The 24,875-nt window shown below is 58.6% G+C and carries 22 protein-coding genes and 1 pseudogene; 10 read left to right on the forward strand and 13 right to left on the reverse strand.

The window, feature by feature from the left end; all coding sequences use genetic code 11:
* Positions 1 to 4: 4 nt before the first annotated feature.
* From M9Q49_RS17250 to M9Q49_RS36105, 3 genes and pseudogenes are all read right to left on the reverse strand, one after another.
* Positions 5 to 676: an MOSC domain-containing protein gene (locus M9Q49_RS17250; RefSeq protein WP_254510047.1), complete on the reverse strand. Its 672-nt coding sequence runs from the start codon at positions 674 to 676 to the stop codon at positions 5 to 7.
* A gap of 35 nt (positions 677 to 711) precedes the next feature.
* Positions 712 to 1,095: a hypothetical protein gene (locus M9Q49_RS17255; RefSeq protein WP_254510048.1), complete on the reverse strand. Its 384-nt coding sequence runs from the start codon at positions 1,093 to 1,095 to the stop codon at positions 712 to 714.
* A gap of 237 nt (positions 1,096 to 1,332) precedes the next feature.
* Positions 1,333 to 1,416 (reverse strand): annotated as a pseudogene (locus M9Q49_RS36105) (MJ0042-type zinc finger domain-containing protein); the annotation flags it as partial.
* Positions 1,417 to 2,841: 1,425 nt separating this feature from the next.
* Here M9Q49_RS36105 and M9Q49_RS17260 point away from each other — a divergent pair.
* From M9Q49_RS17260 to M9Q49_RS17275, 4 genes are all read left to right on the forward strand, one after another.
* Positions 2,842 to 3,399, forward strand: coding sequence for an RNA polymerase sigma factor (locus M9Q49_RS17260; protein ID WP_254510049.1), 558 nt, complete (start codon positions 2,842 to 2,844; stop codon positions 3,397 to 3,399).
* A gap of 207 nt (positions 3,400 to 3,606) precedes the next feature.
* Positions 3,607 to 6,123 (forward strand): HEAT repeat domain-containing protein, encoded by a 2,517-nt coding sequence (locus M9Q49_RS17265; RefSeq protein ID WP_254510050.1) that lies wholly within the window; start codon positions 3,607 to 3,609, stop codon positions 6,121 to 6,123.
* 10 nt (positions 6,124 to 6,133) lie between these two features.
* Entirely contained in the window at positions 6,134 to 6,736 is a 603-nt protein-coding gene (locus M9Q49_RS17270; RefSeq protein WP_254510051.1) for a hypothetical protein, read from the forward strand.
* 48 nt (positions 6,737 to 6,784) lie between these two features.
* Positions 6,785 to 7,375 carry a hypothetical protein gene (locus M9Q49_RS17275; protein WP_254510052.1) on the forward strand — a complete coding sequence of 197 codons (591 nt, stop codon included), beginning with the start codon at positions 6,785 to 6,787 and terminating at the stop codon, positions 7,373 to 7,375.
* 3 nt (positions 7,376 to 7,378) lie between these two features.
* Here the strand turns inward: M9Q49_RS17275 and M9Q49_RS17280 are convergent, their stop codons facing one another.
* Complete coding sequence (locus tag M9Q49_RS17280; protein ID WP_254510053.1) at positions 7,379 to 8,014, reverse strand: lysophospholipid acyltransferase family protein; 636 nt, start codon at positions 8,012 to 8,014, stop codon at positions 7,379 to 7,381.
* A 161-nt stretch (positions 8,015 to 8,175) separates the two neighbouring features.
* Here M9Q49_RS17280 and M9Q49_RS17285 point away from each other — a divergent pair, with 161 nt between their 5' ends.
* Both M9Q49_RS17285 and M9Q49_RS17290 read left to right on the forward strand, forming a co-directional pair.
* Positions 8,176 to 9,066: a DUF1559 domain-containing protein gene (locus tag M9Q49_RS17285; protein WP_254510054.1), complete on the forward strand. Its 891-nt coding sequence runs from the start codon at positions 8,176 to 8,178 to the stop codon at positions 9,064 to 9,066.
* Positions 9,066 to 9,470, forward strand: a complete 405-nt coding sequence (locus M9Q49_RS17290; protein WP_254510055.1) for a hypothetical protein — start codon at positions 9,066 to 9,068, stop codon at positions 9,468 to 9,470. The genes M9Q49_RS17285 and M9Q49_RS17290 overlap by 1 nt, the downstream gene beginning before the upstream one ends.
* Before the next feature lie 18 nt (positions 9,471 to 9,488).
* On the opposite strand, the gene cmk is transcribed toward M9Q49_RS17290, so the two are convergent.
* The 4 genes from cmk to M9Q49_RS17310 all read right to left on the reverse strand — a co-directional run bounded on the left by cmk (position 9,489) and on the right by M9Q49_RS17310 (position 15,017).
* On the reverse strand, positions 9,489 to 10,154 hold the full coding sequence (cmk, locus tag M9Q49_RS17295; protein ID WP_254510056.1) for a (d)CMP kinase: 666 nt from the start codon (positions 10,152 to 10,154) through the stop codon (positions 9,489 to 9,491).
* A 5-nt stretch (positions 10,155 to 10,159) separates the two neighbouring features.
* Complete coding sequence (locus M9Q49_RS17300; protein WP_254510057.1) at positions 10,160 to 12,970, reverse strand: hypothetical protein; 2,811 nt, start codon at positions 12,968 to 12,970, stop codon at positions 10,160 to 10,162.
* 142 nt (positions 12,971 to 13,112) lie between these two features.
* Complete coding sequence (locus M9Q49_RS17305; protein ID WP_254510058.1) at positions 13,113 to 13,784, reverse strand: DedA family protein; 672 nt, start codon at positions 13,782 to 13,784, stop codon at positions 13,113 to 13,115.
* Positions 13,785 to 13,928: 144 nt separating this feature from the next.
* On the reverse strand, positions 13,929 to 15,017 hold the full coding sequence (locus tag M9Q49_RS17310; RefSeq protein WP_254510059.1) for an exo-alpha-sialidase: 1,089 nt from the start codon (positions 15,015 to 15,017) through the stop codon (positions 13,929 to 13,931).
* On the opposite strand from M9Q49_RS17310, the gene M9Q49_RS17315 reads away from it, so the two are divergent.
* The gene (locus tag M9Q49_RS17315; RefSeq protein ID WP_254510060.1) at positions 14,981 to 15,526 is read left to right on the forward strand and encodes a hypothetical protein; all 546 of its coding nucleotides are present in this window, start codon (positions 14,981 to 14,983) and stop codon (positions 15,524 to 15,526) included. The two genes, M9Q49_RS17310 and M9Q49_RS17315, sit on opposite strands and share 37 nt — an antisense overlap.
* Here M9Q49_RS17315 and M9Q49_RS17320 read toward each other — a convergent pair whose 3' ends face one another.
* From M9Q49_RS17320 to M9Q49_RS17340, 5 genes are all read right to left on the reverse strand, one after another.
* A complete protein-coding gene (locus M9Q49_RS17320) occupies positions 15,527 to 16,552 on the reverse strand; it encodes a sugar phosphate isomerase/epimerase family protein (protein ID WP_254510061.1) in 1,026 nt (341 codons plus the stop codon).
* A 17-nt stretch (positions 16,553 to 16,569) separates the two neighbouring features.
* Positions 16,570 to 17,202 (reverse strand): Uma2 family endonuclease, encoded by a 633-nt coding sequence (locus M9Q49_RS17325; protein ID WP_254510062.1) that lies wholly within the window; start codon positions 17,200 to 17,202, stop codon positions 16,570 to 16,572.
* Positions 17,203 to 17,226: 24 nt separating this feature from the next.
* Entirely contained in the window at positions 17,227 to 18,483 is a 1,257-nt protein-coding gene (locus tag M9Q49_RS17330; RefSeq protein ID WP_254510063.1) for a hypothetical protein, read from the reverse strand.
* Between the two features lie 112 nt (positions 18,484 to 18,595).
* A complete protein-coding gene (locus tag M9Q49_RS17335; RefSeq protein WP_254510064.1) occupies positions 18,596 to 18,913 on the reverse strand; it encodes a MazG nucleotide pyrophosphohydrolase domain-containing protein in 318 nt (105 codons plus the stop codon).
* 87 nt (positions 18,914 to 19,000) lie between these two features.
* Positions 19,001 to 21,877 (reverse strand): tetratricopeptide repeat protein, encoded by a 2,877-nt coding sequence (locus tag M9Q49_RS17340; RefSeq protein WP_254510065.1) that lies wholly within the window; start codon positions 21,875 to 21,877, stop codon positions 19,001 to 19,003.
* Between the two features lie 74 nt (positions 21,878 to 21,951).
* Here M9Q49_RS17340 and M9Q49_RS17345 point away from each other — a divergent pair, with 74 nt between their 5' ends.
* The 3 genes from M9Q49_RS17345 to fliM all read left to right on the forward strand — a co-directional run bounded on the left by M9Q49_RS17345 (position 21,952) and on the right by fliM (position 24,873).
* A complete protein-coding gene (locus M9Q49_RS17345) occupies positions 21,952 to 22,320 on the forward strand; it encodes a Rieske (2Fe-2S) protein (RefSeq protein ID WP_254510066.1) in 369 nt (122 codons plus the stop codon).
* Between the two features lie 166 nt (positions 22,321 to 22,486).
* Positions 22,487 to 23,761 (forward strand): glutamate-5-semialdehyde dehydrogenase, encoded by a 1,275-nt coding sequence (locus M9Q49_RS17350; protein WP_254510067.1) that lies wholly within the window; start codon positions 22,487 to 22,489, stop codon positions 23,759 to 23,761.
* A gap of 71 nt (positions 23,762 to 23,832) precedes the next feature.
* On the forward strand, positions 23,833 to 24,873 hold the full coding sequence (gene fliM / locus M9Q49_RS17355; protein WP_254510068.1) for a flagellar motor switch protein FliM: 1,041 nt from the start codon (positions 23,833 to 23,835) through the stop codon (positions 24,871 to 24,873).
* Positions 24,874 to 24,875: the final 2 nt, after the last annotated feature.

Genomic DNA, 24,875 nt, shown 5'->3' on the forward strand with positions numbered 1-24,875 from the left:
GCGGTTACGTTCGCTTCGCGATTCGTTCCTGAAACACTTCCCGCCAGCTTTCGGCTAGTTGCGGGAGCGCCGCAATTTCCGCAGCCGCGGCCAAGTTTTTCTTTTCGAAATACATCAACTGCTGAGCGCGGGTGATGTTCCAAGTGGGATGCGGCCGCTCGAGCAATTGCAGAGGCTCTCCAGCATCGATCGCGCCTGGCTCCAACACACGCACATACCAACCGCTGCGCCCGTTCTGAGTTACCTGCCGAGCAAGATCGGCGATTCGCCACCGGCGCGACAGTTTCCAGCATGGCTGCCGCGGCTGAGAAACTTCCAGTCGCGCGCCGCCGAGTTGAAACACATCGCCGATGCAAACGGTGTCTTCCGTCAATCCGGCAACCGTGAGGTTCTCACCAAACGCGCCACCTGACCAATCGACTTGCGTGTGTTCCTGTTTCCAAAACGGAAAGTGATCGGCCGAATAGGTCAGCACTGCCTTGTCCACGCCGCCATGAAATCGCAAGTCGGCCTGGCCATCGCCAACAATACCGAGCGGTGTGACTTCCGCTGGTCCTGTGATCGGCTGTTTGAAAAAAGCGGTGGTCCACAGACGATCGTTCTCATCGACGGCATCTTCGCGGCCGTAGGTTTGTGGCTGGGCAACTTGAATCGAGAGCAACGTAGCCTGCGTCACCGCTTCACCTTCATTTCAGTCGTTGTCGTTCGTTGTCATTTCAGCGCGCGTGACACACGTGGATCACAGAGAACGACAATTCCCCAAATGCCAAAACCGATGCAAAAAAGACAGCAAGGACTGCACGGCAAGAGCGCAGCAATCGAGCCGATCCACGCCATCTGCAAACCTTTGCCACGGAACATGGCGACCGCCCCGACAATCATGCCTCCGATGTGCAATGTGCCGACGGTGCCCAGAGCAAGCACCGTGAATAGCAGTGCGTCCTTGTCCTGGCCTTGCGGATTGGGATTGAGAACTCCAACGGCGATTGTCAGCAGCATGTAAGAGAGACAAAACACCACGCCGATGACGATACCGATCGCCGGCCCGAGCAATTTTAGTCGCACCTCTTGGTTGGTCAGAGGCATCTGATCCATGGGTGAACCCGCAAACGTCGGTGACGCGTAGGGGTTCACGGGACCGACGGGTCTGCCGCCAGAAGGTGCGAAATCGCTGAACGGATTGGCCTGTGCCGGAGACGGCGACGAAGCGCTCGGCAGGGATGCGAACGGACTCGATATTCCGCCTCCGCTCAGTGGCGTCAGCGGCTGCAGGCCGGAACTGGGAGCTGCTGGCGACGAAGTGTCCGGCACCGCCGAAATGGTCTGACAACTAGGACAGCGGGCCTTTTTTCCCGCCGCGTCGTCGTTGACGCGAATGCGTGTTCTGCAGCTCGGGCAATCGAATTCAATGGCCATAACGGATGGGGTGATAGCAGCGGAACTTCAAGCGGCGGCGTGTTTTCGGTGCAATTGTAGCCGCGCCGGTTCAATACGGTTGCAAAGGCCCACGCAATTCCACTGCGCCGCGGCGGATCTACGCCGGATCAGAGCTGTCAGCTCTGCCGTGTCTGTGTGGAGGCGGATGGTCGATTTTTCGCAAGCCACTAGCCAATTACAAACTACCCGAATTAGCTACGATAAAGTGTGATAATTGGGACGCAATATTGCTGGCGATTCTTGCCCTTAAGTCTTTCTTTGCAATGACTTGCAGAAAAAATGGCTTCTCGCATTGCCTGTTATAATCTGGGGGTATGAAAGGGGGGCGTCGCCAGCGTGAATGTTACCTTTGGAAAATGGATCGTCGGTCGCTTGCAAAAAAAGTCGATATATTTTCCACAGGAGGCGCGAACCTTGGGTGATCCAAGGCGTCTAACCTGACAGAACCACAGCGGACATGGTCTGGTCCGAGCCGGGTGACAAAGTCGCCGCTCGAATTTGCCGTTTTTCGCTGAGGTTGATAGGTAGGCCGGTCAGCCAGTCTCCTTACTATGAGGATGCAGGGCTGACGGTCAGGTACAGTTTGTGTCAGTCGAGGAGAAGTTAGCCAATTTTTGCTGGCAGTTGTTTGCGGGCGAGGTTCGAGCGTCTGGGCTTTGCAAGCCTGGACATCCTTCGCAGCAGAGCACTTATTAGCGTCAATTCGGCCTAGTTTTTCACTCAGGAGTTGTAGTAGTCGTTGTTGTTTTTTTCGTTTCTCTCGTGAGCAGGGCACTCCAGTAAAGTGCCTCCTTGCCTCGCGCGAAGGGAGTTTTGCAATGCGCAGCATCATCAATACCATCGCCACCGTGACGCGTAATGTCGTCGTCGCCGCGAATCGCCAAGCCGTAACGGCAGTGGCAGGTATGGGTACGCTGCGCGTAGCAGGCCACCCATCGCGCCATCTCGATACCGGATCGGCAGGAATAAAGCGCGGCAAATCGGGCTATGAACGCTCCGATTTGTGGTTTGCGTGGCTTCCGTGCCAGCTATTCCGGGATTTGTGCCCAGCCGTTGACCTCAGTAGTCAACGACCCGGGCCATCATCCCGGAGCCGGCGTCCGCAAGGGTTCAGAAGTCGGTTATGTGGGTAATCAGTCGGGCTTTGTGCTGCTAACGCAGCGGCCTGACAACTCACAAAACCTACTCGCTCCGTAGCGGATGCCAGCCGGGCTGGATGTGGATGCTCCACATTCGCGTTGCCCGCCGCTGTTGCCGCTCGTTGCTCGCACTGCACTTTGCATCGCCGCCTCCGGCCGATCCCGCGCTCGTCGTCTATCCAGACACAGCTCGCAGGGTTCGGTTCGCTCGGTTGCGAATGCACCAAACGAGAGAACATCCATCATGAACGGTTTTGAAAACACTTTGGAATTGCAGAATTTGGAATTGATTGCCCTGGTGCAGCGCGCTCAGACGGGTGACCGGGTCGCCTTTGGCGAGTTGTTCGAGCGGTTCGAGCGGCATGTGCTGGCGATCGCCATTCGTCGGTTGGGTGACTACGCCGAGGCGCAGGAGCTGTGCCAGGACGTGTTCATCCAGGCCCTGACGAAGATCAGCCAGCTGCGGCAGCCGGAAGCTTTCGCGGGTTGGTTGCGGTCGATCACGAACCGGATGGCCATCAACCGGGTCGTGCGGAAGAGCCACGATCAGCCGCTCGATAACGAAGCGCTCGAGCTGAACTGCATCGTCGAAGAGACGCCGCTCGAGAACGCGCTCGAGGACGAGCGGAAGGATCGGGTCCGGGAAGGTCTCGCCCAGCTGGGCGATGTCGACCGGGAGACGCTCGAAGCCTTCTACGTTCGGGGTCAGTCGCTGGTCGAAATGGCCGACGAATTCGACGCGCCGCTCGGCACGATCAAGCGGCGGTTGCACGTCGCTCGGAAGCGGCTCGCGAAGCACGTGGAAGAGCTGGTGGCTGTGTAAGCTGCCGGGTTCTTGCTCTTAATCCTAACTCCCTCTCCTCGGTACTCCGGGGAGAGGGTTGGGGTGAGGGGTTGAATCGTGCTTGTACATTTTTTGATAACAACAATCTGGGCGAGCTATCGATCGATAGCTCGCCCTTTTTGCTGCGCGGGGCGAACTTCGCTAGAATGCCACCAGCCTATCGGGGCTGGCCGGAGCAATTTCGTGATGAATCCTTTCCTGCGCGCCGCCGTTCTTGCGGTTCTCACCTATGGCCTGATTTCTTCGCTGCGCGCCGATGAACCCGAAAACGTCGCGACGGTCAGCGCCAAACTCAACAGCGACGATCCGTCGGTTCAGTGGGATGGCTTGAGCGATCTTGTCGTTTCGCACGAAGGGCTGGTGGGCTGCTTGCCCGCGCTCGTCAAGTTGGCGCACCGTGACTCGGAATGGCGAGTCGATGCCCTGGTAAAGATCGGCCGATTCGATCGTCGCGCCCGGGGCACCGGGCCACAAATTGCCGACTTGCTCGAGCATGCGAACGTCGACATTCGCATCGCCGCCGCCGATGCAATTTTGCGCATCGAGAAAAAGAACGAGCCGTCCGTGAAAACTTTAGTCGGCGCACTTCGAGCCGAAAATGCCCTCCGCCGAAAATCAGCTGTTGAGGCACTGTCGTATCACTCGCGTGTTTCGCAGAGTGCGTTGCCCGCTCTGCTCGCCGCCGTCAACGATCCGGAAAAAGACGTTCGCGCCGAGGTCGCAACGGCGCTCGGCGAGATTGCTTCGCCCACGTCCACCGAAGTTTTCGCGACTCTCCAGAAACTTCTCGACGACAAAGACCCCTGGGTTCGCGGCCACGCCGCCGCCGCCCTGTGGCAACTCGATGAGCCCGCCGAGGCACTGCTGCCGACACTCACAAAGCTGGTGAAGGAATACGAAGTCGATCCCCGCCGTGATGTAATTCAAGACATCTGGGGCCACGACGCGGGGATCAAATTGATTCAAAAAATCGGCTCCGCCGCCGAAGCGGCTGTGCCTGCGCTCACCGCCGCGCTCGATAGTCCGCAAACCGGCGAGCGTCTGGCCGCGGCCGATGCGCTCGCGGCCATCGGCCCAGCCGCGGCCCCGGCCATCGACCGCTTGAGCAAATCGCTGCGCGACACCCAAGGTCACACATTTGTTTTCGCACATCGTGCCTGGTTCGTGAGCGATCAAGCAGCCATCGCTTTAGGCAAAATTGGGCCGGCGGCGCGTCCCAAATTGTTCGCGGCCCTCGAAGATCCTGATGAGCGGGTTCGCAGTCTGGCCGCGTCCCAATTGGCGACCATGCCACCAGACAACGAGACAGTAGCAGCGCTGCAAAAGTTACTCCGTGACAAGAGCGTTCCCGTGCAAGCCAGTGCGGCCTTTCATCTCGGCAAACTGGGACCGCGCGCCAAAGTTGCCGTGCCGGAGTTAGTCAACTTGCTCAACGAAAAAGGGGACTGGACTTCCTTTCCTGGCGGCGGCATTGGAACAACCTATAGCCTCGCAGACCATGCGGCCGCAGCGCTGCAAGAGTTAAAGCCCTCGGTGGCAGAGGTCGTTCCCACGCTCGTTGAGATGCTCCGCAAGGATCAACGCCTGGAACCCGCGCTGCAAAGATACCTACGCGAATTGGGACCAGCCGCGAAAGATGTCATTCCGCTACTCGAGCCGCGGCTGAAAAAAGCGGAAGAGCGGATGAATATCGCCTTGGTGCTGACGCGAGTCGCGCCGGATCATCCCGGTCTGCTCGATTTGCTGCAGGACCACTTTGATCGAAACAACAACATCGAGACATTCGCACAGGCGGTTGGGGAGTTGGAGCCGCGCGGTCGCGCTGCTCTTCCAAGGTTGCGACGGGCGCTGGAAAAAGATGGAGAGTATCTTGAGGTTCGCAGTGCAATTGCTCCCGCGCTCGTGCGCATCGATCCGGACGACAGTTCCGCCGTCGTGCTGTTGGCGGAAGTGTTGCAGGCCGACCGATGGAATCGCTTGGATCCGGGGGCGAAGGACGCTTGGCGCGCGCTGGGCAACAAGCGAGTCGCCGCTGAAGCGAAGTTACTTGCGGGACTCACGGCAGTGGGCACCGAGCCGACGGACAGCGCCTATTTTCGCGATGTGCTGGAAAAGGAAGCCCGGCTGCGATCGGCGTTGTTGCTGCACGACTTGGGGACTCAAGAACCAGCAGTCGTCAAAGCTCTGATCGCGCTCTGCGGCTGCGACGGTTGCAGCGTGCGCGGTGAAGCTGCCGATGCGCTCGGCGAAATCGGCTCCGCTGCTGCCAGCGCGGCGACGACTCTCGTTAAATTGCTCGACGACGAAGATCAGTACACGGTCGACGGCGACTTTTACGGCAATGTTGGGACGAAACACCTGCCCGGCGATCATGCTCGCGACGCCCTCTCCCGAATTGGCACGCCAGCGATCCCTGCTTTGCAAACTGCCCTGAAATCGGACTCGCGCACGATTCGCCGCCGCGCTGCGGAGGCAATCGGCAACATGGGCACTGCAGGCCAAGCGGCGGGCGATGATTTGCTCCGCGCACTGCGGGACCCGCATCAGGCAATTCGCGCAGCCGCCGCGCGGGGACTCGGCCAACTGGGCGAAGCGCGCCCCGCTACGATCGAAGCCCTGACGACGGCTGTTGCCGACAAGCATCTGGCCGTTCGTCTCGCGGCTCAGGAATCGCGGGCGGCACTGACAAAAATTCGCAACTAAAGAGTGACCGATGTCTGATGCGTACTTACGAATCGTGGATGTGGAAGTCCCCGAGGAAGATGCTCCTGCGATGGGCAAGAAGGTGATCGATCGGTTTCGCAAACTGGGGCTGATCACCGGCAAACTGAATAAGAAGTGTGTGCTGGGTGAGGGTGGTGGATATGTGCCAGGACCTGCGATCACGAAGTACAAGGTCTATCGCCACGATATCACCAAGTTCTTTCCACCGCAAAAAGGCTATGAGTTCTTTGACCATCGCTGGAATGGCGCGGAACCGATCGTCGGCGGGCATTACAACTCTTATGCATTTCCGGAAGCCTGGGCCGGAGCGACTTGCTCGAAGTGCAACAAGCCAATCAGCAACCGCGACGACGAATTCTTCTACGCCATTTGCGATGCAGTGCAGAAGTGGCAAGAGGAAGAATGCCGAGGCCCCGTTGCCTGTCCGCTTTGCAAAAAGAAAACGGATATCACCAAATGGCAATGTCGTACGCCGCTCGGAATCGGAAATCTCTCGTTCAGCTTTTGGAACTGGACCGAGTTCGACTCGCCTGACTGGAGTATTGATATTCCAGCCATCGTGGCCGAGGTGACGGGCACACGATCGAACTGACTTCGGGAAATATTTGAGAGCAGTTGTTGAGAGGGATGATTGCTTACGATGAGTGATGAATTTGAAATGCTGGTGGATGTCGACGTTTCTTTGAAAGATGCACCCACGGTCTGCAAGCAGGTCGTCGATCGGTTGCGCGAGCTGAAGTTGATCACTGGCAGATTGACGAAAGAATGCGTACTCGGCAAGAGTGGTTACATGCCAGGGCCAGGTGTCGCTCAGGCCTATCGGCGCGATAAGCGAGAACATGACTTTCGCGAACTGAAGACTTGCGGCGTTGAACCGGAGGTCGGCAGGCACTTTAATGTTTGGGCGCTGGGAGAAGCCTGCGAAGGGTTTGTTTGCCCGAAGTGCGGTGAGGCGATCGACGCCTTTGATGAGAAATTCGGTGAGTCGCTGAATTCCGGCCTGACTCTCTGGTCGGAGCAAGCATCCAAAGCTCCTGTCGCTTGTCTGCATTGCCGCAAGAAAACTGACGTCACCAAGTGGCATTGCCATCCGCCGCTCGGCTTCGGCAATCTTTCGTTCAGCTTTTGGAATTGGCCGCCGCTCAACTCTCCGTCGTGGCAAATCAACATTCCAGCCATCGTGCGCGAAGTGACCGGCCACACGATTGTTGAGTCGTATGGGCACGTCTAACGTTCACTCGCGCAGCGCGCGGGCCTGTTGGTGGCATTGCTGGATTCGCGATGCTAGTTCCGTGACGATTTGCTCATCGCTCATGTTCGCAATCAGTTCTGCGGAAATCGGCTCGCCAATGACCACGGCCATCCGGCCGAGGCGAGGCAACTTCGCAGTGCGCGGCCAGGCTTGGAAGGCGCCGTCGAGGCCGACCGGCACGAGTGGCGCTTTGCTGCGGCGAGCGACGGAACAAAATCCGGGTTTCAGCGGCAGTACTTCGCCGTCGGGAGTGCGAGTTCCCTCGGGAAAGATCAGCACTTGCTCGCCCGCTTTGAGACGGCGGAGCGTTTCCTTCAAGCCGGCCAGGCCGCCACCCTCGCGATCGATGGGAATGGCATCGAGGTAACGAATCAGCGGCGCGAGAATCGGATTGTGGAACAACGTATCGCGGGCCAGATAGTTCATCCGGCGATTGCAGGTCAGGCCGACCAGCACGGGATCAAAGAAGCTTTGATGGTTGGAGCAAATCAACCCGCCGCCGGCCTTCGGGAAGTTTTCCGAGCCCTGCCAGCGCAGGCGAAAGCATACCGTTCCGGCCAATCGTGCGAAGACGCGGAAGGCGTCGTATCCAATTTGCTGAGACCAGGGACGTTCCATGCGGCAGAAATTCAAGGGTGCGATTCACGTCAGTGAATATTCTAATTCGACGGCCAGCCAGTGTGGGAACAGGGGCAAAACTACTCAATTTGTCGTATCAACCACGCCGATTCTTCGGTTAGACTGGGCTTCAGTCCCGCCACCTCTCCCTGGTGCTGATCATGCATAACTCCCGCCGTGCGTTTACGCTCGTTGAGCTGCTCGTAGTCATCGCCATCATCGGCGTACTCGTGGCGCTTCTTTTGCCCGCCGTGCAGGCCGCTCGCGAAGCTGCCCGGCGGACGCAGTGCAAGAACAACTTCAAGCAGCTCGCGCTCGCGATTCATACTTATCACGATTCGATTCTCTACCTGCCGCCGGGTTATATCTCGACCAATCCGGGCGTGGCAGGTTCGTCGTCGTGGTGCCGGACCGGCGGTTTGCAGGGCGCGCCTTGGACGGTTTTGATCCTGCCTTACATCGAGCAGGGGAACCAGCACTCGCAGTTCAATTTCAACTCGACGTTTCAGGACGATAGCAATGACATGAATGTTGCCAATCGCGCTGTGGTCCAGCCGATGAAGTTCTTTGCTTGCCCGTCGGACATTCGCCTGATCAAAAACAAAAACTGGAACAGCTACTTCGGCGTGCAAGGCGGCGGGGCGGCTCCCGATTGCGGCAACACCGATTGCAGTGCGGCCAATGAGCGCGGCATGTATGTGACGGGTTTGCTCTACGCCGGTTCCAAACTGGCTTTCAAGAATGCGACTGATGGCACGGCCAACGTCTTTTTGATCGGCGAAAATCGCTACGGCAGCACCGTGTGGGCGGCCAGCGCGAAACAAGACGGCTGCGCGTTTGTCCGCAACATGGCCGGTGCTCAAGATGCGATCAACGTCTTCAAGACGACAGGCGTGCACGAAACACGCGGGTTCAGCAGTTACCATCCTGGCACCTGCGGATTCGTGATGCTCGATGGTTCCGTCCACACGGTGACGGAGAACATCGATCTGAATACTTACCGCCAACTCGCCCAGCGCGACGATGCTCTGCCAACCGGAGGCTTTCAGTAGTGACTCGCTTGTCCGTTTTGTTATTGATAATGCTGTGGGCGTGCCTCGCGGGCTGCGGCAGCAATAGTGATGGCCCACGACGATATGCAGTTTCCGGCTCGGTCACCTACCAAGGCAAGCCGGTCCCCAAGGGCTTCATCACGCTCGAGCCCGATGCAGTTGCCGGCAACAGCGGCCCCGGCGGCGGCACAGAGATTCGCAACGGCAAATACAACACGAAAGTGGCCGGTGGTGTTGTGGGTGGTGCCTACAAAGTTCGCATCGTCGGCACTGATGGTGTGAAGGTCACCGTTTCGGGCGAAGAGTTGGCCGATGGCCGGCCGCTATTCCCGCCGTATGAAACGACGTTGGAATTTCCAAAGCAGGGGACCGTGAAGAATTTCGAAATCCCGGCCGCACCCTAGCCAGGATTTGCCAGTTAGCTAAACGAGCGTAAGTTCTCGTTGGCGTTTTTGCACGATTCCTTCGAGCTTCGTGATCACTTGGTCTTGGGTGAGGCCATCGGTGCAAACATCGATGGCATCGGCGGCGCGGCGAAGCGCACCGTACTCGCGCTCGCTGTCGCGTCGGTCACGTTCGTTGAGTTGAGCGAGAACATCTTCGTACGAGATAGCCTCGCCACGCTGTTTCAGCTCCGCATGCCTGCGCCCGGCCCGTTCCTCGGCCGAGGCCGTGAGGAAGATCTTGCACTCGGCATTGGGGAACGCGATCGTTCCTTGATCACGGCCTTCGGTCACGGTGTCGTTGCTATTGGCAAACTCGCGTTGCAGTTGCACGAGTCGTTCGCGAACTCGGCGGTTATCGGCGGCAAGAAAAACTTGTGTGGCAACTTCGCTGGTGCGGATTAGCGCGGTCACATCAAAGCCATCGAGCAGCACACGGTCGTCGTGCATGATCAGCGAGACCCGCTGCGCCATCTCGGCGATCGTATCGTGATCTTGCGGGCCCAGTTTGCGACGGAGTGCAGCGTAGGTAATTGCGCGGTACATCGCGCCGGTATCGAGGAATTGAAATCCCAACCGGTGGGCGAGCCGCCTGGCCACGCTACTTTTGCCGGCCCCCGCGGGGCCATCGATGGCGACGATCATGCTGACTAAAACCTCACCTGGACCCACTGCCATTCATGCGGCGTGAGTTCAACTCGCACTTTGCCTTCTTCCACTTCCAGCTTTCGCAAACCTTCCCCTTGATAGTCGACAACCTGCCCGCTGGCCAGAGGCCGAAAAGTGCGAATTGCGGCCTTCGCCGGACGGCCCTCGGTTTCTAGCAGTCGTAACTGCAATCCAGCGACGCGTCCCTCTTCGACAAGGGGCTGGCAGGACGTGACGAAGACATTGCGCGCGTCGAGATGAGCCAGCCAGCCGGTTGTGCCGGAATGCGGACACGGCGCGTTCTCGACGACCGTTGGCCCGGCCAAAAGCGAGATGGCTTCGGTAAGAGGATACTTTACATCGACTCCCACGCCGAAGTTGAATTGCCGGGCACGCTCGCCACGGGTGATCAGCAGGCTATCGAGCATCCGCGAATCGTGGCGACGATGAAACGGCAAACCGCCCGTGAGAATCGTCGTGTTGTCCTTGACTGTAACCACGTCGATGTAGTGCGGCGCTTCGCATTGCTTGCCGCCGAAGGGCACGCGGGTTTGATGCAGCGTGCGAAACAGTTCCGCGGATGGATCAGGCCAGGCGAACCGAGCGCAGTAGTATGAGTTCCACGGATCGGCCCGCGGCTGTTCGATGGGATCGAGCTCGACCTGAATCTGCAGCACACGACTGCCGCGCGAGACGCGATATTTCTGCACAAAGCCCGCGAGTTTTTTTCCCTCACGATCGAGCAAGCGACCTTTGCAAGTGACTTCGCCGATCGCGGTGGTCGCGGCGGTGACTTCAACCGAATCGGCTGCCATCACGGAGTAAACTGCCGTTTCGTCGGGATCGCGATAGGTATCGCCCGGCTTTTGTGATGGCCCCGGCAGCCGCAAAGCAAGTTGCTGCGACATGCGATTGCCGCGTTTACCGTACTCGTGCAGCGCGCCGAGTGTGCCGGTGACGGGGTTGATGATGGCTTCGAAGAATTCGTTGCGGAGGACGTTTTCCTCAGCCAGCATCGGCTGCTTGGTGTCCTTGGCTGGTTTGTTCTCCGCAGGAATCCAGACAAAGCCCAGCGGTGGCACGTCAACGACGACCTGACCAGCCGCAGCAGTTCCACCGACTGCGTAGATTGGCTTTTCAATCGCCGGCAGCGCGGTGAAGTTCTTCACCTCGATTGTCTCGCGACGAACGAAGCTATGGGGATTCACCACGAGCACACCTTTGCCCGCAGCGCGACTGCGGCCAGCAAGGGCATCGCTCAGGCGAGCAGCCGCGGACGACTTTCGGCTTTCTGCTTCCGCGATCGCAGTCGGCGAGCCCATGACGTCGTCGGCATGATCCGGTTCATACTTAGCAGCCGATTGCACATCTCCGCTGACCGCGCTCGCCAGGGATTGCATCGTATTGGCAACGGTCTGCAGAGTGTGCTCTTGCCAGTAGCGAACCGAGTTGGAAATCGGATCGTCCTGCCGACGAATCACGCCTTGCTTGAGATACGGCGACTTGTAGCGATCGGGTTCAAAGCGATCGATGTGACCGGGCTGCGCCGTCTCGCGGAAGTAATGCTCAACGGTCACGAATTTGCCGAGGGCCGAGCAGTATTTGGCGATCCGCTGCAAATCACCGAGCCAGCAACAAGCCTGTCCGGGCCAGTGCGCGAGGCAAATCGTGGCGACGTGATCGCCGTCCATCGATTCGCCGAGCTTGGTGGCGTAGGTCACAAACGTCTGCGGTTTGGAAGCATCGAGCGGCGGCCGCGCAATGGCGTCGATGGCTTGGCCGTCGAGACCTTCCCAGCGAACCTTTAGTTGCGTGCCGTCGGGAACCTTGCCGTCTTCGAGCGAAGTATGGAGCGCGCCTTTGTAACCAAGGCGATTCAAAATGCCCGGCAGTTGCGGCGTGAGACCGAATTTCCAGCGGCCGTAAACTTCCGGCGGCTTGCCGAGGATCGATTCGTAGGCTTGCTTGCCCAACTCAAGTTCCGCCTCGATCCCTTCAAGCGACAACAGCGGTAACCGCCGTTCAGTCCCTTCGCCGCCGATGATGCCGAGCGTGCCTTGTTGGATTCGTTCGCGCACGAGTTCCAGGGACTGCGGTTCCTTCGCTGCCAGTTGCCCAGCAACTGTGCCCGAGATCAGCAAGTTGCTCGGCGTCGTCGTGACCAGTTCATCACGCAGCGGCTGACCGATCGTCGACTCGGCCATCAGCTTGATATCGATGATCAAGGCATCGACCGGGTAATAATGATCACGCTCTTCAGCAAGCAGGCTGAAACACGCGCCGAGCTTCTCGCGGGCTAGTGTTTCGTTTCCTTCAACTGCCGCTTGAGCGGCGGCGACGGCCTGGCTCTTGAAATAGGTTTCGTCGAGATTGCTCGAATAACGCATCTGCCGCGTGAGCAGCGCAATCTGCAGATAAGCGTAACCCAGCGCGAGGAAGTCCGCGGCCAAATCAGCATTCACCGGATTCTCGCGCGGGCCGAGAAAGGCGAGCGCCGCATCGACGATTTCCTGGCGATTCGTTTTGCCGCGAATCAAACAGCCGCCCGACTCTTTCACTCGCTGGGCATAGCCGGTTGGCAGGCGTTCTTTGCAAACCGTCGGCACGGCGATGAGTCGGCCGGGCAACTCTTGCGGCGGATCTTCAATCCGTTTCCATTCCAGCGCCTGCCCCGCCGAAGCGATCAACTCGGGATGCCACAGCGCCGACCAATTCGCGAGCAGGCTCTGCGAATCATCCCCATCGTGATACGTAGGAAAATCTTCCAAGCTATGGCAAGGAAGCAGGATCAGTAGTTCGGTGAAACGAGCCATGGGCGGGAGAGCGAAAGAGAAAGGTCGGCACGACGCCTCTCGTTGGCGAGAGGACGCGTCTTCAGGCGGGGCACATTGCCTCCACGGATGCCCTCGCTCACGCTACGGGCTGTCTGAAGACGGCATTGTAGACAATGCCACCTTAATTATTGCCGCCGCGAGCGCCCAGTGCGAGACGCCGATTCACATACCAATGCCGCAGATATTCGATGACGGCAGGCAGGATCGAGACAAACACGATGCCGAGGACAACCAGTTCGAAGTGCTCTTTGATGATCGGCAAGCCGCCGAAAAAATAGCCGGCAAAGGTCATGCTTAAAACCCAGAACGCGCCGCCGACGACGTTGTAGAACAGGAACTTGCTGTAGTTCATCTGCCCGACGCCGGCCACGAACGGCGCAAATGTCCGAACGATCGGTACGAAACGGGCGATGACAATCGTCTTCGCGCCGTAGGTCTCAAAGAACTTTTGCGTCTTCTCTAGATGCTTGGGATTGAGCCAACGCGAAAACTTACCGCTAAGGACGCGCGGCCCCAGGTAACGGCCAATGTGGAAATTGACCATGTCGCCGAGCACTGCCGCAGCGAATAGCAGCACGCAGATCAGCCAGACATTCAGGCCCGAATCAGGATTCGCGGCAATCGCCCCGGCAGCAAACAGCAACGAGTCACCCGGCAGAAACGGCGTGACGACGAGCCCCGTTTCGGCGAACACAATCGCGAACAAAATCGCATACGTCCACAGACCATAGTCGGCCGTGAGCGTGGTGAGTTTGTCATCGAGATGGAGAAACCACTGCAGCCAGTCGGGCACGCGAGGACCCTTTGCAACTTCGTTTCAATCGTGAACCTAAACCCATTATAGGTTTTCCCTGTGCGCAGCCCCAGGCGAATAAGCCGCACAATCGGCGTAACTGGCATGAGGAAATCACGCAATTTGCCGGCTGTGCGTTCTCTATTACTCCTTGGCGAGCGGCACGTTGATCCGCGCTAGATAGATTGCCGACTTCCCTTCGTGTGATGAATAGAAGCTCATCCACAACTGGTTGTCGTGCCAAACCAAGCCGGGGTAGCTCGTGTCGCCGCCACTCTTGAGCGTGAGCACCGGCTCGTACTCGCCGTCGGCAGTCATCCGCGCGACGGCCGTCTTCGTGCCGCCGGGATAAGTCCGTCCAGCCGCCCACAGCGAACCATCGGGGAGCTGAATGAAGTTCGGCCCGCCGACGCGATGCTTGGTTTCGGTCCACTTCCAACTGGTGTAAGGCGCTGAACTGCGACCGATCCAGCCGTTTTGCGTGCCACCTTCGCGACGGACCAGCGCCACCATTTCGCCGTCGGGCAAAAAGCGGAGCGTCGTTTCGTTGGGATGGCCAGGCACGTCGAGATGCGTGACCAGTTCGTACTTCACACCATCGCTGCTGGCGACGAGTTTCAACTTCCAATCGGCGGGCCCCGGTTCGGCCTTGCCAGTCTTCGCTGCCTCTTGCGCAGCCGCCGATGTCCGCTCCGATGCGTCGTACGAAATCCCATACGCCTTGCCGTCGTGCCAGGTTACTCGCCACAGCCATTCTCCTTCGGTCAGTGTGCGAACCGGCGGCGTCCATTCTTTTCCGTCTTTTGAAAAAGTTACCCGCGGCTGCCGGCCGAGCAATTTCTTTCCCTCATACACCGAGCCGCCGGCGACCATCATCAAGCGGTTGTCGGGCGTGATTGAAAGCTTGGGATCGCGCAGGTCGATACCCTTTTCGCCGATCAGCGCCGCCGATTCCCACTTCTTGCCATCGCCGGAAACCAGCACACGCAACTGACCGTCGCCACCGACGTGAGCATCGGCTTCGCGAAAGCTGCAGCAGCCGAAACCAGAGAGGTCGTTGTCAGGAAAAGGATCGCCGCGAAGAGGAGTCGGTGCTGTTTCATGGTATGAATGAATCTGGAGGAAGCTCGCGCCCGCTACTTCGGGGATTTTAAAGGAAGACGCCGCGCGGTCCCAAGCAAAAAGAGAACGCAGCCATGGATTTGTTGCCGGAACATCTGAAAGGGCAGTCACTCTACGACCGGAGCTATCAGAAGCGAACCGACGCGCTGACGGCAGCCGCGGCCGATCCACGCTGGGCTGAAACTTGGACGGAGCTAGGACAGGGTGCGCCGACGCTCGCTGGTCTCGCGCGAATTTGTTCCACGGCGCTCGCGACCGGCGGCAATCCCGATCTGCCGTTGTCGCTCGAAGCCAAGACGTTGCTTGTGGCCGCGAAAGAGCGCGGCACGCTGGAAGTGAAAGGCTCGAATCGGGCCTTTGATGCTCCCGGCCGAATGCTGGCCGTCTATGTCGAATCGGCTGCTGATCGCACGCTCATTTTCCGCAGCCGCGAGAATCCCGCGTTCACGATTCGCTTTCTCGCCGGCTTTCGCGAACTCTGCCAGGCCGGCCTCGCGATGCATCACATCTATCACGAGTTCTCACTGACCCGCGACGGCCTTGATCGGGCCGCCACGGTCGATCCCAGCGAAGTCGAACGCCTGCTGGCCATGGCGACCGACTTCGGCGTGCTGGAGTAACTAGTTCCAACCGTGCGCGTCGCGCACCTTGATCATCGTCGCCAGAATCGTATTCCACGTTTGCGGATTTTCGAGCACCGCATTGGGGAACATGCAGCCGTCCCAGCAGATGTGCCGAATGCCGCGGCTGGCAGCATCTTTCAACCAACCGCCGGCCGTCTTGACGATGTCAAGCTTGCCGTTCGGATCATCGGCGGCACAGTGACGGCCCGTCTTGTCGTGCGAACCCGTGCCATGCACGCTGCCGTCGTTCTGAGCAACGTGGAAATCAATCGTCCACGGCCGCAGGGCTTCGGTCATCTTGTGAAAAGCTGCGTCGAACTGCGCCTGATCGTAACCGGGCTTCAGTAGCGCGGCTTCTTCGGCGTTGTAACCGAGCAGATACAGATAAGTATGGGCCTGATCGGCTTGGAAGCCGACAGTGCCGGGCATGTTCACTTCGTTCAGCAGGTCGAGCATTGCCTTCCACGAATGCATGCCGGCCCAGCAAATTTCGCCTTCGGCAGCGAGACGTTCGCCGTGGTCCTTCGCCACTTGCGCCGCTTCGCGAAACGTTTGCGCGATCTTCTTCGTATTGCCGACCGGATCGGCCGACCAGTGGCTGGGCGAATCAGCCGAATCGATTCGGATCACGCCATACTTCCGCACGCCATGTTCGTTGAGAATCTTCGTAATCCGGCAAGCCTTCTGCACCGCGAGGACGAAGTTCTTGCGATCTTCGGCGCTTCCCATGGCCGAACCGCCCACCGTCCCTGGCCAAACCGGCGCGACGACCGAACCAACATTCAAGCCATAGCTGGCAATCTTATCGGCCATCGCGCGGATCGCGTCGTCACTGGCATCGGGATCGGTGTGCGGATGAAACAGAAATAGATCGATCCCTTCAAACTTCTGGCCGTTCACATTCGCCGCAGCAGTCAACTCGAGCATCCGATCGAGGCTGATCGGCGGATGATCGGTGCCGGGCTCTTTGCCGACGAGACCGGGCCACATGGCGTTGTGAAGTTTGGGATAGGTGTTCGGCATGGAGAGATTTCCTTCGGTTAATCTTTGATTGAATTCAGCCAAGCAATGTAATCGTTGATGATATCGAACTCGTCGCGTTTGGCGTGCTGCTTCAGAAAGCGTTGAAGATCAGTGCGCGCGATCATTGGGAATGCCAGACTACGTTCGATGGTTTCGTACTCGGCCTCGGGAGTACGACCAAACAGCTGCAATCCGCCACGCTCGTAACGCCAGATTTCAGGAATTCCCAAACTGGCATAAGCTTCGAAGCGGTTGAGCGACTTGCTCGTCACATCGACCTCAATTACCAAATCAGGCGGCGGATGCTTTTCAAGTGTGATCCGTTTCACTCCACGAACTTTCGCGGAGTTTGCCACATAGTAACACTCGTCCGGCTCCAGTCCGCGATTTTTCAATTCGCGCTTCAAGGTAATGGAGCCGCCGGATGACATGCGAATCTGCAAGACAACCGAAATGTTCTCGACAAACCGTGCGAGCAATTTCTTGATGGCTTCGTGTTCGTGAGAGAGCGTCATGATTTCCAGCGTGCCATCCACATAAGTGTGAGGGAAACGACGGTCTTCAAACGCTTCCAGCAGTTTTTCGTAAGCCTGCCAGGAAACATCCTCCAGGAGGAAGCAGGCAGACTTCTTTGGTCGCTGAACGATCATCACGAGACTCGCTAAACTTGGGCGCTACTTCGCATCCCCCACCATCGGCACCTTCTTGTGCACATCGGGTCCGAAGTACCGCAAACCGACCAGCGGTTCGCTGCCGGTGTTTTCGATTTCGTAGCCCTTGGTGGCGGCATCGTAGCTGATGAAGACTTCGTCCTCGGTCTCTTGGCCGAAGCGGATCATCGCCGGCGTTTGCAGCGCCAGTTTGCCGATGCGGCCCTTGCCTTGCACCGTGATCCAGCCGCTGCTGCCGGGGTCCTTGATGGTGCACTTCACGCCCGGATCGATCGTCAATTCCTTGGCACTGAAGAGTTGCTCTCCATCGACGTGGCCGTAGACGATCCACTTGTCGGTGTAGCCCGGGCCGCTCGACTTCTTGTCGACGATTGGTTCCAGGTAGTTGTTGTTCTTGAAGTGCGTATCGACGTTCTTCTCCCAGTCGAGTTGACCGATGATGAAGTCGAGATCCTGGTGCTTATCGGCAGGCATATCCTTCACAAGCAATGACCATGGCACGTAGCGACCTTCGACGATGTTCTGAAACATGCCGAAGACGTCGCTGCCCCATTGCGGTTCATACGTGCAGAGCGAACCTGGAGCGTGCAACACGCCCGGCGGAATCAACCAGCCAGTGCCGCGCTTCAGGCGATAGGCTCGGCTGAGATCGAGAATGCCGTTCTCGCCCTTGTTCCAGTTCTGCAGGCACTTCTTCAGATCGTCCTTCGTGGTGCCGGGCTCGAGGCCCATGAAGGTGTAGCAAAAGTTGTTGTCGACGTTGTTGTATTGCGGCGGGAAGTAATAGCTCTCGGGCTTTCCTTCTTGACCGACGAGCTTCGCGTTCGCGGCGCTCTGGTGCATATGGTGTGGGATCGGCCCCATGTTGTCGAAGAACTTCGAATAGACCGGCCAGCGGTTGTACTTCTTAAACATCGTCTTGCCGATGAGTCGAGCGCCGGCTTCTTCGACGGCGTCGCGGAGCAGGAACTGCTTTCCTTCGAAACTGGCAAAGCTCAGGCCTTCGTGCCAAACACGACCTTCGTTGGCCGCTTCGGTGGTGCTGCTGAACCACCGCTCATCGATGCCGCCGCGATTGGCGCCATAGGCGTAGAGATCTTGCGGGTGCAACTTGATCCGGCGGCCCGGGTGCAAAAAGCTGCGCGGCACCCACGTCGGCGTGAGGCGGAGCACCCCTTCTCCCTTGTCGAGCGCCCGATCGAGAATTTTGCTGATGCTGTCCTTCTTCACAACGTTCGGTTGAGCTGCTGCGGTCGACATGGTTGCGGAATCACTCCAGTGGGGAGAGGCGAATTATCGAATAAAAAGAACAGAAACAGCCAGTTGTATTCGGTTTAGCAGAGGGCGACAAGCCAAGCAAAATGCCGAGTAACTACGGTTTTTCACTGCTTGGGCAGGTGCAGACGAACTTCCGGCAGCCGGGACAGCCGCTACCATACTTTTTGGCTACAGCTTCGGTCAGGTCGATGCCGGCGACGTTGGCCATGGTGGTGAGCCAGGCAAGGACGTCGGCGAATTCACCGAGCCGTTCTTCATGCGAACCGTTGCGGAGTGAGGTAGCGAGCTCGCCCACCTCTTCAGCAAACCAGAGAAAAGTCCCTTCCAGACCGCGGGCCTGGTCCTTTTCGAAGTACATCTCTTTGATGAGGGCCTGCAGATCGGCGAGCGAAATATTGGTTGGCTGGGTCATGGTTGTTCTCGGTGAAAAATGTAGCTGAATTCGCCAGAATTCAGATGGTCGAGTCTGGTTACCGGTTCTGAATTCTGGCGAATTCAGCTACTTCGTTTTAATCAGCTTTTTGAGTTCTTCGAGATCGGCGAAGTCCGGCGCTGCTTTGTTGAGGTCGCCAAGCGCAATTTCTGCCTCGGCCGTTTTCTTCAATTTAACCAGTGCACGGATCTGATCTGCCCGCCAAGTGGGTTGCGAACCATCGAGCGAAACAGCCAGCCGTAGTTCGCGCTCGGCCAACTCGTACTTTTCGAGACCAAGCGCCGCAGAACCACGCAGCGCGTGGGTGGTGGCGTCGCGCAGGTTGAGAAACATCGCGTCCGTGGCCCAGCGATATGCTACTGCGTGATCCTTGGCCGCGAGAGACAGCTGCGCGAGCTTTTTCCGCATCGGCAAATTGTCGCCATCCTTGGCCGCGAGTTGGGCGAGGATCGGCGCGAGCTTGGCGTCGTCTTTGTTGCTCAAGTAAATCCGCGCAAGACCTTTCAGCCAACGGTCGTCGGCGGGAAATGCTTTGCGGCCGCGCTCGTAGCACTTTTCTGCACCAGCCAGATCATTCGCCGCGGTCAACAACTCGGCGAGCAAACCGAGCGCATCGGCATCGGCCGGTTCGACTTCGATCGCCGGCCGCAGCAACGTCAGCGCTTCGTCATCATCGCCCACCAAGCGAGCAAAGCGGGCGAGGACATACGCGGCCTGCATTTGCTGCTTGTCTTTTTCAAGAGCGAGTTTGGCCCAGCGACGGGCTTGGGGGCGATTGTCTTTCTCGAGATACGCTCGCGCGAGAATCGCCGCGGAGCGGGCATCGGCTCGATTGTCTTCGGCGGATTTCAGCAGTTGTTCGATAGGCCTGGCATGCGGCGCGGTTGGGGTTCGCAATTTGTCGACTTCGGCAGCGAGGAACTTGTCGTAGCCGGCATCAAAATCCTTTTGATTCACGCCCAGCGTTTCCTGAATGGCGTCAACGATGCTTTTGCGATTCGCGAGTGCTGCGAGGAGCTTGGCGATCGATTCGCCGCCGAAGCGGTGGCGGATGTAATCGACGTAGATTTCCGACTGGCAGTAAGCAAGCGTCCAATCCTCATGATTCGAGGGTCGGATGAAACCGAAGGTGATGTTGTCGAGTTCGAACAGATCGCCCGCCTCGGCGCGTTTGAGCAGTATCTTGTTCCAATCGGCAGGTCGTGGCTGATCCTCGAGATGAACGGCCAAGCCCTCGGTCAGCCAGTGCGGAATGCGAAAATCGGTTTGCTGCAGATTCACGACGTGCACGAACTCGTGACGCAGCACGCGAGCCCAGTTGATCTTTTCGCCCAGCTCGTCGGGCGAGACCATCGCGACCATTTTTCCCGCGCACGCCCCGATCGTGCCGATAAACGGCAGGCCGACCATGCGCGCACTGAACCAGCCGTGCCCTTTGGTATTCTTCGCTCGGCTGAAGAATTCAATCAGCGTTTTCTGCGGGGGGGCGAAACCGAGCTCTTTGGTGATCTGCGGATAGATTTCATCCTCGAGCACCTCGGCCGCGTATTTCGCCACCAATTCACTCTGGCCGCGATCGAATTTCAAAACGAAGTGCTCGGTTTCGAGTACCGCGTAGTTTTGCAGCACATCGAGCACTTCCAGCGTGTTCTTCACCCGCACGTTGAATGGATCGAGCTGGAACGCTTCGTCGAGCAATTTGGCCGCCCGCGGTTCATCGCCGAGTCGCATCAGCGACAAACCGAGGCCGCCGCGGATGTAAATGTGCTGCGGCAGTTTTTCGAGTGCCGCCGAGTAGAACGCTTCGGCGAGCGCGAAGTGCCGCATTCGATCACAGGCTTCGGCAGCGACGTAATAGACTTCACCGAGGCAGGTTGGTTTTTCATCAAGCGGCTTGAGCAGTTCGCTCATTCGAGGTGACGACTTCGCTGGTATGCCGCCGTCGAGATACCCGAAACAGGCCAGCAGCCGGCCTTTCGTTTCTAGCGAGTGGGGCTGTAACTCAATCGCTTTCTCCAAGAGCGCAATCGCCGCGGCCGGTGATTGTTCGGCGATGAACGTATCGGCTTCTAGTTGGCGAGCGAGGAGCAGATCGTCGCGTGCTTCGAGCGATCGTTTAATTGCGGCTCGAGCGCGCGGGAGATCGAACTTGTCGACCAAAAGACTCGCCTGCGCGGCATGCAACTCAGCAGCCCGCGGATGAATCGCCAAAGCCGCCTGCAGCTGATCAGCAGCATCGGCTTCGTTGTACTTCTCTTGGAAGAGGAGACAACTATCGAAGTGTGCCGGCCAGAAGCGTTCGTTTCGTTTCAGCGACGTCGCGTAGACATCATTGATGATCCGCGCGAATAGTCCGGTGCTTTTGCCATAGCGAGCGTAGCGGGCCGCCGCTTGGGCGATGATCCGCAGTTCATACGGATCCTTGATGGTCTCCAGCCGGTTCATCACGGCGATGATTTTCAGCCAGGCTTGCTGGGCTTCGTCGAGCTTGCCGTTGAGTCGCGCGAGCTCGGCTTGAACAAAGCGGGCCGTAATCGAGTTCTCATCTAAGTCGCGGGCACTATTGACCGCTAGTTCTGCGAGTTTCAAATCCCCCTGATCGAGCGCCAGCCGTGACTGTTCAGCCCGCACTTTGGCATCGCTGGGAAACCGTTTCACGGCAGCCGCGATTTCTTCGGCGGCTCGTTCGCGTTTGCCGACTTCCTCGTGGCAACGCATCAAACCAATCGCAGCCGCGGGATTAATCTCACTTTCTTCCGCAAAGGCTTCGCGGGCTTCTTCGTAGCGCCCTTTGAGGAGTAGATTTTGCGCCGCGGTTAGATCGGCTCCATGCGCCGAAAACGCGATCGTCGCACATAATGTAAGAGCGACAAGCAGCAGCCGCCCCCTTACTCGCACGGTCTCGGGGAACGTAATATGGAAGGGTTGGCTTGCGGAACACATGCGTGACCTGTTGAGCCCGATGATCAGCCACCGATTGCTATTTGGCAGCCTAAACCATTCCGCCCCTTGCGAACATGACCGAGCCAAACGCCCAAGATACACAGCCGTTCACGACCGTCGCCAAAGTGGGCGAGATTCCCGAGGGGCAAGGAAACGCGTACGCCGTCGGCGGCCGGATGGTCGCGGTCTTTTGCGAGGACGGCAAGTATTTCGCCATCGACGATTTTTGCCCGCACATGGGGGCGTCGCTCGCTGGTGGCTATGTCGAGAAAGGGGCGGTTAGTTGCCCCTGGCATGCCTGGCGATTCTGCATTCACGACGGCAAATGGCTGGATAACCCGCGGATCAAGATCGATGCCTTCGAGACCCGTGTCGAGGGTGACGAAGTGCAGGTGCGCGTGCTGCCGAAGGCTCCGCCACCGGGTGCGGTTACGCCATCGTAGGGTGGGTCGAGCGGTACTCCGCGAGGCCCACCGGGTTTCACGTTTAGCTAGCAGTTCTGGTGGGCCTCGTGGAGTACCACTCGACCCGCCCTACACAAAGCTCGCATTGACCCAAAACGCGGCAGTGTCGATACTCCGCAGCATTCATTCTCGCGAAAGTCCGTCCATGTCCGCCGTTGCTACTTCTGTTGACCTTGCCAGCTACTGCCGTGAAACGGCGGCCCGCGTGCAGCGTGCTGCCGCCGAACTGGCCGTTTGCACTGGTGCGCAAAAGAATGGTTGGCTGCGAGCGAGCGCTGCCGCGTTGCGAAAAGCGACGGCGGAAATCCTTGCTGCCAACGAACTCGATCTGGCCGCTGCGCCGGGTTATGGCTTGACCGACGCTGCCATCGATCGCTTGCGGCTCACTCCCAAGCGGATCGAAGAAATCGCCATCGGTCTGGAAGAGGTCGCCGCGCTGCCGGATCCGGTTGGCGAAGTGATCGAATCAACGGTTCGCCCGAACGGCTTACAGGTGCTGAAGACGCGAGTGCCGCTCGGCGTCGTGTTTTTCATTTACGAATCGCGACCGAATGTGACAGCCGATGCCGCCGCCATTTGCTTGAAGAGTGGCAACGGCGTGATTCTGCGCGGCGGTAAAGAAGCCGCGCATTCAAGTCGGGCGGTGGTCGATGTCCTCACAAGTTGTGCTGCCGATTTCAACTTGCCGCCGGATGCATTGCATCTGGTCGAAACTCTCGACCGGGCCGCTGTCGGTCATTTTCTCGCCCTGCCGCAATACATCGACGTCGCGATTCCCCGCGGCGGCGAAAGCTTGATCCGCCGTGTCACGGCAGAAGCCAAGATGCCTGTGATCAAGCATTTCGACGGCAACTGCCACGTCTATATCGACGAACACGCCGATGCAGCCATTGCGGAGCGGGTGGTCGTCAATTCGAAGTGTCATCGCCTCGGCGTCTGCAACGCTGCCGAGTCGCTGCTGATTCATCGTGCCGTCGCTGCGAAGTTACTGCCTAGCATTGCCGATGCGCTCACGAAGAACGGCATTGAGATTCGGGGCGACGAAGCGACGCAAAAGTTGATCAACGCGAAGCCAGCCACTGAAGCCGACTACGGCACGGAATATCTCGGCCCGATCATTTCCTGCAAGATCGTCGACTCGCTGCAGGCCGCCATCGACCACATCAATCGCTATGGCAGCAAACACACCGACGCGATCATCACCGGCGATCTCGCAGCGGCCCGCACGTTCACGGCTCGCGTCGATAGTTCCGCCGTAATGGTCAACGCCAGCACGCGGTTCAACGACGGTTTTCAGTTCGGCCTCGGCGCCGAAATCGGCATCAGCACTGACAAGTTCCACGCCCGCGGACCGTGCGGATTGAAGGAACTGACGACGTATAAGTATGTGTGCTGGGGCGAAGGGCAAGTCAGGGATTAGGACGCGTTGTAGGGTGGGTCGAATGTACCACGAGGCCCACCGAACGGACGCAAGTCAAAGGAGTGACCGCAGTGGCCGACGAAGTTCTCAGCCAGGCCGAAGTCGAGAGCCTGCTCAGCCAAATGGAAGCGGGGGGCACGCGCGCAGTCGCCGCTCCCGTGGCACCGGTCCCCGCGGCTGGAGCGATCGCCGCTGGCAAAACGCCTCGACCTCGCGAAAAAGTCACCCCCTACGACTTCAAACGCCCCGAGCGCGTCGGCAAAGAACAAATGCGGGCCCTGCAGTCATTGCACGAGGGCTTTGGCCGAAATTTCGGCGCTGCGATGTCGGCACTTCTCCGCAGCATCGTCGATGTAAAACTCACCAGCGTCGATCAGCTGACCTACAGCGAATTCGTCTTCAGCCTTGAGAACCCGACCTATTTCAACGTCTTGCGCGCTGAACCGCTCGAAGGAAATCTGATTCTCGACATCAATCCCTCGATCCTCTACCCGATCATCGATCGCCTACTCGGCGGCGGCAAGGAAAGCACGCCCACCGCGCGCAGGCCGCTCACCGAAATCGAGCTTCGCCTCGTCTCGCGGATCACGCAGCTGTTCCTCAATGAACTGAAACGTGCCTGGGAAAATGTCCTCACGTTGAAGCTTTCGGTTGAGCGCGTCGAAAGCAATCCGCAGCTCGTGCAAATTGTGCCGCCGAACGAAGTGGTCGTGCTGATCAGCTTCGAACTGATGCTCGGCGAAATCCGCGGCATGATCAACCTGTGCATTCCCTACAACTCGATCGAACGCATCGGCAGCAAGCTGACGTCGAACACCTGGTCGAGCTACGGTAAGCAAAACATGTCGCCCGCGCAGGTCGCCCAAATCAGTCGGCAAATCGATCGCGCCTTAGTCGACGTCGTCGTGACGATGGCAGAAACGAACATCACCACCGAAGACCTCATCGGCCTGCGCGTTGGCGACATCATCACCACCGATCACGATATCCGCAGCCCCCTGCAAGTCGCAGTGCAGGACGTGACAAAGTTTCACGCGAGCCCCGGTGCGTTCAAGGGACAGAAAGCGATCAAGATCGAGGCGACTCTGCCTCCGACGCCCAAGGTTGGTTAGAG

This window comes from Anatilimnocola floriformis, assembly GCF_024256385.1.
Lineage (GTDB): Bacteria > Planctomycetota > Planctomycetia > Pirellulales > Pirellulaceae > Anatilimnocola > Anatilimnocola floriformis.

Bases quoted from the DNA above. Each gene is read 5' to 3' on its own strand.
- M9Q49_RS17275 (WP_254510052.1), top strand. From the start codon at position 6,785: ATGAGTGATGAATTTGAAATGCTGGTGGATGTCGACGTTTCTTTGAAA.
- M9Q49_RS17340 (WP_254510065.1), bottom strand. From the start codon at position 21,877: ATGTGTTCCGCAAGCCAACCCTTCCATATTACGTTCCCCGAGACCGTG.
- M9Q49_RS17335 (WP_254510064.1), bottom strand. From the start codon at position 18,913: ATGACCCAGCCAACCAATATTTCGCTCGCCGATCTGCAGGCCCTCATC.
- M9Q49_RS17320 (WP_254510061.1), bottom strand. From the start codon at position 16,552: ATGCCGAACACCTATCCCAAACTTCACAACGCCATGTGGCCCGGTCTC.
- cmk (WP_254510056.1), bottom strand. From the start codon at position 10,154: ATGATCGTCGCCATCGATGGCCCCGCGGGGGCCGGCAAAAGTAGCGTG.
- M9Q49_RS17255 (WP_254510048.1), bottom strand. From the start codon at position 1,095: ATGGATCAGATGCCTCTGACCAACCAAGAGGTGCGACTAAAATTGCTC.
- M9Q49_RS17325 (WP_254510062.1), bottom strand. From the start codon at position 17,202: ATGATCGTTCAGCGACCAAAGAAGTCTGCCTGCTTCCTCCTGGAGGAT.
- M9Q49_RS17315 (WP_254510060.1), top strand. From the start codon at position 14,981: ATGGATTTGTTGCCGGAACATCTGAAAGGGCAGTCACTCTACGACCGG.
- M9Q49_RS17280 (WP_254510053.1), bottom strand. From the start codon at position 8,014: ATGGAACGTCCCTGGTCTCAGCAAATTGGATACGACGCCTTCCGCGTC.
- M9Q49_RS17300 (WP_254510057.1), bottom strand. From the start codon at position 12,970: ATGGCTCGTTTCACCGAACTACTGATCCTGCTTCCTTGCCATAGCTTG.
- M9Q49_RS17350 (WP_254510067.1), top strand. From the start codon at position 22,487: ATGTCCGCCGTTGCTACTTCTGTTGACCTTGCCAGCTACTGCCGTGAA.
- M9Q49_RS17330 (WP_254510063.1), bottom strand. From the start codon at position 18,483: ATGTCGACCGCAGCAGCTCAACCGAACGTTGTGAAGAAGGACAGCATC.
- M9Q49_RS17270 (WP_254510051.1), top strand. From the start codon at position 6,134: ATGTCTGATGCGTACTTACGAATCGTGGATGTGGAAGTCCCCGAGGAA.
- M9Q49_RS17345 (WP_254510066.1), top strand. From the start codon at position 21,952: ATGACCGAGCCAAACGCCCAAGATACACAGCCGTTCACGACCGTCGCC.
- M9Q49_RS17285 (WP_254510054.1), top strand. From the start codon at position 8,176: ATGCATAACTCCCGCCGTGCGTTTACGCTCGTTGAGCTGCTCGTAGTC.
- M9Q49_RS17265 (WP_254510050.1), top strand. From the start codon at position 3,607: ATGAATCCTTTCCTGCGCGCCGCCGTTCTTGCGGTTCTCACCTATGGC.